Source organism: Streptomyces vilmorinianum, from assembly GCF_005517195.1.
GTDB lineage: Bacteria > Actinomycetota > Actinomycetes > Streptomycetales > Streptomycetaceae > Streptomyces > Streptomyces vilmorinianum.
In genome coordinates this window covers 3,304,679-3,316,568 of the sequence record NZ_CP040244.1, presented here as the reverse complement: position 1 = coordinate 3,316,568, position 11,890 = coordinate 3,304,679, and the positions used below count along the sequence as shown (strand labels likewise).

At 70.5% G+C, this 11,890-nt stretch carries 9 protein-coding genes; 1 reads left to right on the top strand and 8 read right to left on the bottom strand.

Translation table 11 applies throughout. From position 1 onward, the window contains the following. Positions 1–92 precede the first annotated feature (92 nt). Positions 93–1,127: a saccharopine dehydrogenase family protein gene (locus FDM97_RS15605; RefSeq protein WP_137991005.1), complete on the top strand. Its 1,035-nt coding sequence runs from the start codon at positions 93–95 to the stop codon at positions 1,125–1,127. A 50-nt stretch (positions 1,128–1,177) separates the two neighbouring features. Here the strand turns inward: FDM97_RS15605 and FDM97_RS15600 are convergent, their stop codons facing one another. From FDM97_RS15600 to FDM97_RS15565, 8 genes are all read right to left on the bottom strand, one after another. Continuing rightward, a complete protein-coding gene (locus tag FDM97_RS15600) occupies positions 1,178–3,181 on the bottom strand; it encodes a SpoIIE family protein phosphatase (RefSeq protein ID WP_175439133.1) in 2,004 nt (667 codons plus the stop codon). A 274-nt stretch (positions 3,182–3,455) separates the two neighbouring features. Beyond that, positions 3,456–4,637 (bottom strand): HTTM domain-containing protein, encoded by a 1,182-nt coding sequence (locus tag FDM97_RS15595; protein ID WP_137991003.1) that lies wholly within the window; start codon positions 4,635–4,637, stop codon positions 3,456–3,458. A 1-nt stretch (position 4,638) separates the two neighbouring features. Continuing rightward, on the bottom strand, positions 4,639–5,286 hold the full coding sequence (locus FDM97_RS15590) for a DUF5819 family protein (protein ID WP_137991002.1): 648 nt from the start codon (positions 5,284–5,286) through the stop codon (positions 4,639–4,641). 123 nt (positions 5,287–5,409) lie between these two features. Beyond that, positions 5,410–6,087 (bottom strand): hypothetical protein, encoded by a 678-nt coding sequence (locus FDM97_RS15585; RefSeq protein WP_137991001.1) that lies wholly within the window; start codon positions 6,085–6,087, stop codon positions 5,410–5,412. A 251-nt stretch (positions 6,088–6,338) separates the two neighbouring features. Beyond that, positions 6,339–7,277: a prealbumin-like fold domain-containing protein gene (locus tag FDM97_RS15580; RefSeq protein WP_137991000.1), complete on the bottom strand. Its 939-nt coding sequence runs from the start codon at positions 7,275–7,277 to the stop codon at positions 6,339–6,341. A 428-nt stretch (positions 7,278–7,705) separates the two neighbouring features. Continuing rightward, entirely contained in the window at positions 7,706–8,359 is a 654-nt protein-coding gene (locus FDM97_RS15575) for an oxygenase MpaB family protein (RefSeq protein WP_254705611.1), read from the bottom strand. Positions 8,360–8,852: 493 nt separating this feature from the next. Continuing rightward, positions 8,853–10,250: a condensation domain-containing protein gene (locus tag FDM97_RS15570; protein WP_137990999.1), complete on the bottom strand. Its 1,398-nt coding sequence runs from the start codon at positions 10,248–10,250 to the stop codon at positions 8,853–8,855. A 373-nt stretch (positions 10,251–10,623) separates the two neighbouring features. Beyond that, the gene (locus FDM97_RS15565) at positions 10,624–11,709 is read right to left on the bottom strand and encodes a hypothetical protein (RefSeq protein WP_254705610.1); all 1,086 of its coding nucleotides are present in this window, start codon (positions 11,707–11,709) and stop codon (positions 10,624–10,626) included. Positions 11,710–11,890: the final 181 nt, after the last annotated feature.

The window sequence follows — 11,890 nt, the reverse complement described above, 5'->3', positions numbered from 1 at the left end:
TTGTACGGGTCATGTCGTTCCGGACACTCACGGTGGGACGCCCGGACTCGGCAGGATGGCGGCAGTCGATCGTTCGGGCACGAGGAGAACGCATGGGATCGGGACAGATGGTGGCGGTGTTCGGCGCGTACGGGCACACCGGGCGGTTCGTGGTGGCGGAGCTGCGGGAGCGCGGCTTCGTCCCGGTCGTCTCCGGCCGCGACGCCGAGAAGCTGCGGGCGCTCGCGGCGTCGGATCCCGGGCTCGTCGTCCGGCCGGCGTCCGTCGACGACGCGGCGTCGCTCGACCGCGCCCTGGCCGGTACGGCGGCGGTGATCAACTGTGCCGGGCCCTTCGCCACGACCGCCGCCCCCGTGATCGAGGCGGCACTGCGCGCCGGGATCCCGTACGTCGACGTGGCGGCCGAGATCGAGGCGAACCTCGACACGTTCACCGAGTTCACGGACCGCGCCCGCGCCGAGGGGGCGGTGATCGTCCCCGCGATGGCCTTCTTCGGCGGCCTCGGCGACCTGCTGGTCACCGCGGCGATGGGCGACTGGACGGCGGCCGACGAGGCGCACATCGCCTACGGGCTGAGCAGTTGGCACCCCACCGCCGGTACGCGCGCCGCGGGCACGGTCTCCCGGCAGCGGCGCGACGGCCGGCGCATCAGCTACACGAAGGGGCGGATGGAGTACCGAGACGAGGCCCCGCCCACCCAGAAGTGGCCCTTCCCCGACCCGATGGGCACCCGGGAGGTCATCGGCGAGTTCACGATGGCCGACGTCGTCACCGTCCCCAGCCACCTGCCCATCCCTGAGGTGCGCACCTATATGACGACCGAGGCGGCCCGGGACCTGTCGGCCCCGGACACGCCGACACCGGCCGCGGTCGACGAGCGCGGCCGGTCCGCGCAGACCTTCCTCGTCGACGTCGTCGTGCGCGCGGACGACACGGAACGGCGCGCCGTGGCGAGGGGCCAGGACATCTACGCGATCAGCGCTCCCCTGGCGGTGGAAGCGGTGCACCGCATCCTCACGGGGCGGACCAGGACGGTCGGCGTGGCCTCCGCGGGCGCGCTCTTCGACGCCCCCGACTTCCTCCGCGCACTGTCCCCGTACCTGTCGGTCGAACTGAGGTCGAACTGAGGTCGAACTGAGTGGACTTCAGGCGACGGACTCATGAGCGGGTCGCCCCGTCACGCCCGTGGCGACACTTCGGCGACGAGGAGAGCGATGTCGTCGTCGCTTCCGGGGTCGTGCAGGGTGGACAGGAGTTGGTCGCAGGTGGCTTCGAGGGGCAGTTGGGGGCCGGCCAAGTGGTGCAGGAGGTCGTTGATCCGGGCGTCGATGGGGTCGTTGCGCGTCTCCACGAGACCGTCCGTGTAGAGGAAGAGGCGGGTGCCGGGCCGCAGTTCGACGCGGGTGGTCGTGAAGGGCACGAACTCGGCGGCGCCCAGAGGCGCGCCGGTGGGGAGGTCGAGCAGGGCGGGTGAGTGGCCCGGACGGGTCACGGCGGGGGGCGGGTGTCCTGCCAGGGCGATGTGGCACTCCTGGGCCTGCGGGTCGCACAGTGCGTAGACGCAGGTGGCGATGGTGTCGTCGAGTTCGGTGGTGAGCTGGTCGAGGTGGCGGAGGATCTCGGCGGGGTCGAGGCCGAGCCGCGCCAGGGTGCGGGCGGCGGTGCGGAGTTGGCCCATGGTGGCGGCCGCTGTGATGCCGGAGCCCATGACGTCTCCGACGACCAGCGCGGTGGTGCCGTCGTCGAGGAGGATGACGTCGAACCAGTCCCCACCGGCATGGCCGGCGGTCCCGGCGGGCTGGTAGCGGCAGGCCACCTTCAGTCCCGGCGGGTCGGAAGGCGTCCGCGGCAGCAGATGGCGCTGCAGGGTGGTGGCGGCCTGGAGCTGGGTCTGGTACCAGCGGGCGTTGTCGATGCAGACGGCGGCGCGGGACGCCAGTTCCTCGGCCAGCAGGACGTCGTCGTCGCTGAAGGGCAGGGGATTGCGGGCGCGTTTGAGGTCGAGAGCCCCGAGGACCTCACCGCGGGCGGTCAGAGGAACCGCCAGGTAGGAGTGGACGCCGGCACGGGCGAGGACGGCGGCCGCCGACTCGTTGCGGGCGATCCGTGGCAGGTCGTCGGGGCCGACGTGGACGAGATGCACGGTGCGGCCGGTGGTCACACAGCGGGTGACCAGGCGGTCGGCCTCGTAGCGGGTGATCTCCCCCACCGGATCGGCCGCGTCGGCGGCGCTCGTGGCGTAGGCGGCCTTCACCGCCAGGGCTCGGAAGACCGCCGGCCCGGTGGCGCCGATGGTGGTCGTCCGCGCGCCCAGGGCCGCGTCCAGGACGTCGACGGCGGCGATGTCCGCGAGGTCGGGGACCACGATGTCGGCGAGCTCGCGGGCGGTCTGCTCCAGGCCGAGGGTGGTGCCGATACGCGCGGAGGCCCGGGCGATCAGCGCCAGGCGCCGGCGGGCCTGGGCCCGCTGCCGGTCCGCGAGGAACTGCTCGGTGACGTCGACCAGAGTCACCGCGACACCGATCACCCGCCCGCCGGAGTCGTCCAGCCGGAAGTACGACACCCGCCACGCGCGGCCGGAGTCTCCGCTGCCGGGCGTCCCCTCGACCACCGAGCGGCCGAGGAGCGGGCTGCCGGTCCGCAGGACCTGGCGTATCGCCGTGTCGATGTCCTCGTGGGCGCCGAACGGCAGAATCTCCTCGACGGAGCGGCCCAGGCACCCCTGGGCGGTGCGGCCGGTGATCCGCTCGAGTGCCGGGTTGACCAGGACGAGGCGCAGATCGGCGTCCGCCACCGCCACCCCGGTCGGGGCCTGGGCCACCAGCTGCGCGGACAGCGCCAGGTTGCGCTCGATCCCGCGTACGACGGTCTCGTCGGCGGCGAGCCCCAGCGCGTACCGGCGGCCCTCCTGGTCCGACAACCGCATGTTGCGGAACTCCACCTGCCGGACGGAGCCGTCCTTGTGCCGGACAGGGAACACCCCCGCCCAGCTGCCGCCACCCTCCATGACCTGGGCAAACAGCTCCAGGACGAGCCCGACGTGCTCCTCGGCGACCAGCACGTCGACCGCGTACCGGCCCAGCGCCTCCTCCGCCGTCCAGCCGAACAGCGTCTGCGCCTGCGGGCTCCACAGGGTGATGCGGCCGTCCGCGGCGACGACCACCGCGGCGACCCCCAGCATGTCCAGCAATCCCCCCGGCGCGGACGGACCGCCGGGGCCCGCACCGGGCATGGGCAGAGGACTGGGGGCATCAGCCGCGTTCAAGACAGGGCCTCCCTCCGTGCCGAAGCAGGCGCAGATCTCCCGACGCCGGGGACCGTCGCTTCCATCGTCCTCCCCGGAGGCTCGCCGGGCAGCCCGCCGGGCGGGGAACTGTCCGGCTCGCCGGAACCCGGCGTCGGTCGTCGACGCATCCACCAGGGCTGTTACGCCTGGTAACAGCCCTGGCGGTGGATCAGCCGGGTGACGCCGCCTGCCGCGCTCCCCAGGACGCGCGCGCCCGCACCGGCAGGGAGAGCCGCGCGCAGCGCGCGCCGAGCGCCACGAGGAAGGCGGTCGGCAGGAACACCGCGTCGCACACGATCATGGCCAGCGACAGGAACGGGATGCCGAGGACCACGGCGATGCCGAGGTGCTCCAGAATCATCACGGCGAGCAGGACGTTCTTCACCTTGCGGTTGGCCAGCGTGAACGGGAACGCCACCTGCACCATCACGGTGGCGTAGGTGAGGACCAGAATCGCCGGCGTGTTCGCGGCGAGCAACCCGGAGAGCGCGGGCCAGGGCATGAAGTAGTCCAGGTTCAGGGCGTAGTACAGGGCGCTGCCCTCCTGCCAGCGTGTGCCCTGCACCTTGTACCAGCCGGCGGTCGCGTAGATCAGGCACACCTGCGCGGCGACGACGAGCATCGCGCAGTTGTGGAGCATCGAGGCAGCCGCGTCCAGCACGGCACGTACCTCGTGGTCGGGGAACCACCGGTTCACCACGTACCAGATTCCCTGGACGGCCCACAGGATCCAGAAGAGGGGCAGCCAGCCCTGGGTGGGGAATCCGGACATCGCCACGAGAGGGGTGACGGCCGCCGACCAGAGGGCGATCCCCGGGAAGTCGAAGGCCGCCCGGCCGGCGCCAGGTGAGTCGGCCCGCAGCCTCCGCTCGCGGCGCGCGTCGAGGGACCACACCTGGGCACAGCGGGTGAAGACCAGGTAGATGACCATGATGCGGATGACGTTGTCCCCGCCGTCTCCCACCAGGGTGTTGCGGTTCTCCAGCGAGAGCACGCCGACCATGAGCAGCACGGACATGGTCCGGGTGCGCCAGCCCAGCAGGACGGCGACCGCCGCCGCGATCGTCAGGGTGTAGACGGTCTCGAACCAGAGCTGCCCGTCGCTCCAGATCAGGACCGTGAAGCTGCGCTCCTCACGGACCAGGATCTGCGCCAGGTCGAAGGAGAGGGGGCTGCGGTTCCCGTACAGGACATGGCGGTGCGGCCATTCACGCAGCAGGAAGGCCAGGACGACGGCCGCGAGGCCGATGCGGAAGACGGCCGCCTGGTAGGGGGCCCGTACGGAGCCGATGAAGGACAGGGCCCGGGCGAGACGCGCGGCGACGTCCGGGACGGTGGTCGAAGTGGTCACGTCACAGCCCCCTGTGGTCCTGCTGGTTCACCGGCCACCACGGCAGCATCCGGTAGTCGGTCGTGTCCGGCGGCTCCTCCGAGCTCCACGCCGGCGGGTCGACCAGCGTGTAGCGGCCGGCGACCTGGACGGAGACGATCCTGTCGCCCTCCCAGGTGCGGCCGACGCGCTGGAGGACGACGCGCTTGAGGTAGTCGCCGGTCAGCGCCCCCCGGACGCCCTTGGGCAGGTCTCCTTCCAGGCTGTGGGTCGCGACGTACGAGTCCCAGGCGCGGCGGAGCATGTTCTGGTCCACATGGCTCGGCGCGATGTTGCCGCGGATCACCTCGACGTCCTCGGCGGTGAGGTTGACCCAGTCGGAGACGTGCGGGCGGCCGTCCTCCCCGAGGGTGCTCACCCGGACACCGACGGCGTCGTTGCGCTGCATCGGGTTCGGTGCGAAGAGCTTCCAGTCCTGGCCGAACTCCGGCTGGACGTAGGCGTCGATGCCTTCGTGGTGGTGCACGCTCACGGCGTTGGCCGGCGCCACGCTCAGGAAGACGAACGCCAGGTGGACGAGCAGGGCGCCGATCAGGGTCAGTGCGGTGACCGCGAGCGCGGCGACCGACACCGGGGACCACTGGGCGGGGTGCCTCGTTGCTCCCATCATGCTCCTTCTGGGGGTGGCCCGTGCGGCAGGGGTGTCCGCCGCACGGGCCACGTCAGGTCAGAGAGGTCTCTGGGGTGGTTCGAAGTTGTTCAGGGCAGATGCGTTTCGCGGCGTCGCCGGGTCCTAGAGGGGGCAGTTGTCGACGCGGAAACCCTGGTAGTTGATGTTCGGGTGCTGGTCGCTCAGGTAGTCGGCAACCCGGTTGGTCGCGTCGCCGCCGTACCACTGCGGGTTGGACACGACCTCGAAGAGGGTCGGGTCGGTCGGCGCGCCCTGCCGGACGCCCTGGTTCGACCGGGGCGGCGTCGCACCGAAGACGGCGCTGTACTTCGTGGTGAGCGGGACGCTCCAGTCCTCGGGGTGGTTCTTCCAGAAGCCGGGCGAGCACCACTCGGCGTCGGCCGGCGGCGTGGAGGTGCCGTTGGTGCCGTTGGTGCCGTTCGTTCCGTTGGTTCCGTTGGTTCCGTTGGTGCCGTTGGTGCCGTCGGTTCCGTTCGTGCCCGTCACGCCGATCAGGCCGTTGGTGCCGATGAGGCTGACATCACCCAGGAGCTTCGGGGCGAAGTTCACCTTCTGGGTGCAGTAGCCGAACGTGCCGCCCTCGCAGCTGTGGTTGAGCTGGTGCTTCGACTTGTCGATGAAGACGTGGTCGCCGCCCTTCTTGTGGTCGTCGCCCTCACCCCCCTTACGGACGTGCGCGGCCGCGTCGGTGGTGCCACCGATCGCCTGGGAGGCGGACACGGTGCCCAGCGACAGGGCGCCGGCCGAGAACGCGATGAGCAAACCGCGGAAGTACCGCATGGATTTTCCTTTCTCCCGGCGGGAATGAACATCCCGCCCTAGCCGCCTTTAACCGATGAAAAGGCGAGGGGGTGACGAGGTTTTCCTTCAACTCCTCTGAATGGCGCACAATTTGCTATTACCTGAGAGCTGAGCCATTCGGAGGGGATATGGCTGGTCCGGAGCAGCCGAAAGGGGCGGATCGAGCTGTGTCAGCAGCTCGATCCGCCCCGAGGTCCGGTCAGTCACTCACCGGACGGACGCGACCCAGGTCAGGGGTCGATGACGATTTCGCAGGTGTACGTGCCCGGCGGAAGGTCGTTGACGTTGAGCTGGACCGGGTCCGAGGGGCCGGCGCTGTTGCCGTTGCAGGCGATGGTGGAGCTGATCTCGCCCGACTCCTGGCCGTCCACGCGCACGAGGAGGTCGGCGAGCGGGTCGTTCGTGAACGAGGCGACGGCCGTGCCGGTGGGCTGGTTGGTCGTGCAGTTCGTCCCGGGAACGACCGTGACCTGCTGGTTCGTCTGGGTCGCGGCGCCGTATCCCGGGGGAGGCGTCACTTCGTTGATGGTGTACGTACCGGCAACGAGCCCGGATACGCAGACCTCGCCGGTGGTCGGGTCCTCGTCGGGCGCCGCCATGGTCGTGTCGTCGGTCACGTTCTGGTCGTAGCCGCCGGGGCCGGTGACGTTGAACACGGTGCCGGCCTGGCTGACCAGGGGATTGCCGGTCTTGGTGCTCTTCTTGAGGATCTTGAGCGCACCGGGGCGCGGAGCCTCGCCGATGCAGAACGAGATGTGGCTGAGACCGTAGAAGCGGTTGTTGTTCGGGTTGATCGGGGAGTGGAGACCCGTGTCGTCCGGGTTGCCGGTGGGCCGGTAGTCGTAGAAGTTCGCGTTCGGGCCACCCTTGACGATCACGCCGAAGGCGGTGAAGTCGCCGTCGAAGTTGTAGTCGAAGACCTGGCCGCTCCCGGTGTTCCTGACGTCGATGTCGAGCGTGCCGGTCAGCCCGTTGAAGGACAGCGGGATGTCCGTGGCGTCCTGGACGGGTTCCTGGCGGAACTCGAACAGGAAGGCACCCGGCATGAGGTCGTCACAGTCCGGGTTGGTGATGTCCGTAATCTCCACGGGCTGCTCGCCGTCCCCGCTCGGGCCCCCAGCCGCGGCGGTCGCGGAACCGGCGAACGGGACGGCGAGTGCCGTGACCATGCCGACGCAGAGGAGGGAAGCCCTGAGCGTTGCACGCCTCGGCTGCTTCCTGCCTCGTGATACTCCAGCGGTTACTGCCATGAAGTTTGCTCCACCTTTCGATGCACGAGACCCCGGCCTTTCGTTGGCCAGTCAGGTGTCGAGCCACGCCAGAGTGTGGACAGAAGTCGAGCTCGTGTCGCCGCGCCACTCACTTCCCTACGCCGACCGGACGCGGATCTGGGGCCGAACGGAGGTACCCCATGGGCACATTCAGAGCAGTCGGGGTCGGACGGTCGTCAAGGTCGACGGGCGATACGGTCGGCAGACGGAACTCGCCTCCGGTTATTGCCAGTTCAACCGAACCGGTCACCACCACGAGATCGCGCTGCGAAGCCGCTCGAACGGCCGAGCTGCCGCCCAGACGGACGGCAGCTCAGCTCCCCCGGTCAACGGTTGTCGTGCAGCTCCTGGTGCATCTGCGGCTGGTCGTCCTGCTCGTGGGTGAGGGCGTACCTCTCCACCTCGTTGAACGCCTTGGAAACGGTCCCGAGGATTTCCTTGGAGGGGTTGACGCCGACGGTCTTCTTGGCGGATTCGCCGAACAGGCCGCCCGCGGCGCTGCTGACGAGACCGTGGCCGGCGGCCGGGGGCTTGCCCGCGAGGTCGAGGGGGCTCTTCGGGATGCCGGCCATGTCGGCGTACTTGTCGGTGAGCGCCACGCGCGTCAGGGCGATGTACGCGTCGCCGGCTCCGGGCCCGACGAGGTCCCGGTAGAACTTGATGGCCTGCGCGGTCATGAAGACACCGTCGTCGGTCTTCTTCCACTCCTTGTCGCGCTGAGCGTTCCAGACCGCCTCGACCTCGTCGGCGTTCTTCGGCAGCAGCCACTTGTCCGGGGTGCCGAGGTAGTGGTTGACGTAGTGCCAGGCGCACATGAAACCGTGGGCGTCGTCCTTGGATACGTGCAGGCCCAGGTTCTTCATGCCCTGGAGGATCTGGGTGCTGAAGACGCAGGCGGCGCCGGTGGTGTACTTCTGGGAGACCGGCTCGCCCCATGTGGCGTAGTCCCACTCGCCGCTCTTCTTGTGCAGCTGTCGCACGGAGGCATGGACCAGGCGCCCCGGTCGGGGAGAGGTAGGTACCGATGAGGCCGACGGTGCCCTGGAGCATCGACGCCTCCCCGTGGTGGTGGTCGAAGAAGCCCTCCGCCGCCTTGACGTCCGCGTCGCTCCAGTCCGGCGGCGGCACCTCGGCGTCCCGCAGGAACTGGGCGAGCCGCTCCGGCAGCTGGGAGAGATCCTGGCCCGGCCCCAGCTTGTCGATGGTGCGAAACAGATGGTTGACCCCATCGACCTCGCGGTTGTCGATCATGTCCGACACCAGAGTGTCAGCAGCCGGGTCCCCGACCTTGCCCGCGGCCTCCATCGGGGCGCGCCGCCGCCCGCAGCGGACAGCGCGGGGCCCGCCAACCAGGCGAAGGCCCCGCTCCGTGATCTTTCCGTCGTCGGCGCATGCCCGCGATGCCCCATTCGAGGCACGGAGTGGTACGCCCGAGCGCTGCGGGGGCGCACTCGCGTGTGCGGTGACGACGCGTCAGACGCGTACGGCCGCGCCCTGTCGTGCCACCGAGACCATGAGCTCGCGCAGCCGGTCGACGTACGTCCGCATGCTCCTGTACGCGATGTCGGTGTCCGGGTAGCGACTGGCGAACTGCAGGCCCTCGTGGAGCCTTGTGGTCCACGCGCAGACCTGGTCGCCGTACGACACTCGGATCAGCCCGTACGCCTTCAGGGCCTCCCACCGCTCCGCCCCCGGGACGCCACGCGCGTCGACGTACGAGACGATCGAGTACAGGTCCGGGGACGTGGGCCGGAAGTCGGTGCCCAGCAGATGGAGCACGCGGGCGATCGGCATACGCGCCAGTGGCCGGTTCTCCCGCAGCGCGGTGCGGACCAGCTTCAGCGCCGTGTCGAAGTCCGGGGCCTGTGCGACGGGGACCTCGATCGGCGCGCCGCCCACGTACCAGCCGACCGAGTCGGACCACTGGGATTTCGCCCGGGTGTGAAACGGCACGACCGTGCGGTACACCTCGTGTCCGCCGATCTCTCGGACGATGAGGCCGGTGGCCGCGAGGACGCCGATCAGACTTCCGCCGTACGGGCGGCAGTACGCCTCGAAGGCTGCCGCGTCCGCGTCGTCCAGGAGCATCTCGTTCATGAACTTCTGGGTGGGCAGCGGCCCTTCGGGATCGAGACCGAGGTCGAGCGGGAAGGCCGGCAGCTTCCCGTCGCACTGGGCGATGAACTCCCGCCAGCGGGCGACGATGGCGTGGGTGTCGTCGATCTGGTCGGCGTTGGTGCGCTCGGTGGCGCAGAAGTCGACGTAGCTGGCGATCGGAGCCGTGTCGGCGGCGCTGCCTTCGAGGCCGGCCGCGTACAGCTCGTGGATCTCGGCGGCGATGCGGTAGATCGAGTAGGAGTCGACGTTGCTGTGGTCGAACGCCATGTACACGCTCGCGCCGTCGTCCCTGACGACGGCGCTGAAGAGGTAGTTCGGCCAGGTGAGCGCGTCGGCCGCCACGTCGAAACGGTCCTGCAGATAGCGGGTCAGAGTCGCCGCGTCGGCGAAGTCACCGAGGTACTCGCGCTCCAGCGCCACGTCGTCGGCGTCCAGCGTGAAGCGCCGCATCTCGTCACCGCTCCAGCGGAAACCGCTGCGCAGCGTCTCGTGCCGCAGCGTCCATGTCCGCAGCGCGTCCTCGAGGACGTCGAGATCGACCTTCCCCGGGATATCGAACGCCGTGCCGAGCCAGGTCGGTACGAACAGGCCGCCCTCGCGTACCGATCGGGCCGTCCGCACATGCGACTCCTGTACGTACCCGGGCGGGCGGGGATCGTCCCGCAGACTCGTCGCGGTCTCCACGGTCTTCGGGTGAAGCCTCCATTCCACGAGGCGTCCGGGCCGGATCTCGCAACGCTGAATGTCCGTCATTCGCACGGGGCTCTCCATTCGCGTGCCCTGGCGGCGCGGCCCGGGCACGGGAGGGGCGGGTCGGATGGGGCGGCGGTGAAGCGGCCACCCGCCCCGCCGCGGGCATCGCCCCCACGGGGCCGCCATCGATCCGTGCCATGAGACATACATCGTTCCGTGGCACATCCGGCCCAACGAGCGGACGATCTCCAGGAAACGCCCCGTACGGAAACGGGCACCCGGATCCGTCGGCGGCGACCGCGCCGTGCCGTGCTGTGCCATGCCGTGCCGTGCCGGTGACGGGCGGGGAGCTTCTCGGCCCGAAGCGGCCACCCGGGCGGCGTGGGGCCGACCGGGCGGAGGTGTCCATCGGGCGTCGTTCCGCCCCGGCGCGTCAGGCGCTGTCCGTCGCGCCGGTCGTCTTCGTATGCCGGACCAGGGCCGAGCCGGCCAGGGCGACCACGGCCGCGGCACACAGCAGCGCCGCGGCCTTCGCCCAGGCGAACGTGGAACCGAGGCTGCTGTCCAGCAGATCGACGCTGCGGGCACTCGCGAGCACGTGGATCGCGATGACACCGACGGCGAGCCCCGCGGCGGCGGCCCAGACGATCATGGTGTCCCGCACCGCGAGCCATACGCCGCACAGCAGACAGAGCACGGTGACGGCCATGGACAGCGTCTCCGCGTAGCCGCCCGAGCGCATGCCCGCGAGATCCGTGGGCAGGTGGATGAGGCCGCAGGCGAAGAGCGTGACGGCCGCCGGCCAGCGCAGCGACGACCGCAGCGCCGAGGAGGCGGTGTGGCTGCCGGGGCCTGCGGCCAGCGCGCCGTCCAGGGCCGACTTCGGCCACTTCGCGGCCCCTCGCGGCCGCTTCGGGGCGGCGTCGACGACCGGGACGGCGTCCTTGCCGTTCCTCACGCGGTCGTCCCGGCCGGGCCCGGTCTTCCGCTCCTCGGCGTCCCCGGCGTCCCCGCCACCGGTCGAGCGCCAGTCGCTGCCGTCGGTGCCGAGGATGTTCACGAGCTGCACCACGTCCTCGATCGGCCGGCCCACCGCCGCGGCGCGCAGCGTGGTTTCGGCCTGCTGGAGGTCGTAGCCCGATGCGTTGAGCAGCGCGACCAGCTGCCGCACCTCCTCCAGGGGGCGGGAGACGGCGGCTGCGCGGAGCGCCACGTCCGCGGGGCTGGACAGCGCGCCGGTCTGCTTGAGCCTGGCGACCAGCGCGGCGACCTCCTCCACGGGACGCTCGGTCGCCGCCGTCCACAGAAGCGTGTGTATCGCCTCGTCGCCGGCCTCGGACTGGGGTGGCGTCTCCGGGGCTTCGTTGGGCTTCGGCGGCGCCTCCGGGGCGGCCTTGGCGTCCGCCGCCGGCTCCTGCTTCTCCGGCTCCTGCCTCTCCGGCTCCGTCGCCGGCCGTGTGGGCTGGTCGGCTTGGTGCGCGGGGGCGGGAGCCGCTGCCACGATCGGGGTGCGTGGCACGGCGGGGGGCATGGTGGGCGGGTCTGGGATGGGCCCGGCGGTCGATCCTGTGTCGGCTGCCGCCGGAGGGGTGTGGAAGGGGTCGGGGGTCATGTCGCGGCTCCGTTCGTGGAACATCCGGATAGGCGTCCACCGTGGCTGTCTCGTGACGCGTCAGAATGCGCACACTTGATGACAACTA

Excerpts from the sequence above, each read along its gene's own strand:
- FDM97_RS15570 (WP_137990999.1), bottom strand. The coding sequence starts at position 10,250 with ATGACGGACATTCAGCGTTGCGAGATCCGGCCCGGACGCCTCGTGGAA.
- FDM97_RS15585 (WP_137991001.1), bottom strand. The coding sequence starts at position 6,087 with ATGCGGTACTTCCGCGGTTTGCTCATCGCGTTCTCGGCCGGCGCCCTG.
- FDM97_RS15590 (WP_137991002.1), bottom strand. The coding sequence starts at position 5,286 with ATGATGGGAGCAACGAGGCACCCCGCCCAGTGGTCCCCGGTGTCGGTC.
- FDM97_RS15605 (WP_137991005.1), top strand. The coding sequence starts at position 93 with ATGGGATCGGGACAGATGGTGGCGGTGTTCGGCGCGTACGGGCACACC.
- FDM97_RS15580 (WP_137991000.1), bottom strand. The coding sequence starts at position 7,277 with ATGGTCACGGCACTCGCCGTCCCGTTCGCCGGTTCCGCGACCGCCGCG.
- FDM97_RS15600 (WP_175439133.1), bottom strand. The coding sequence starts at position 3,181 with ATGCTGGGGGTCGCCGCGGTGGTCGTCGCCGCGGACGGCCGCATCACC.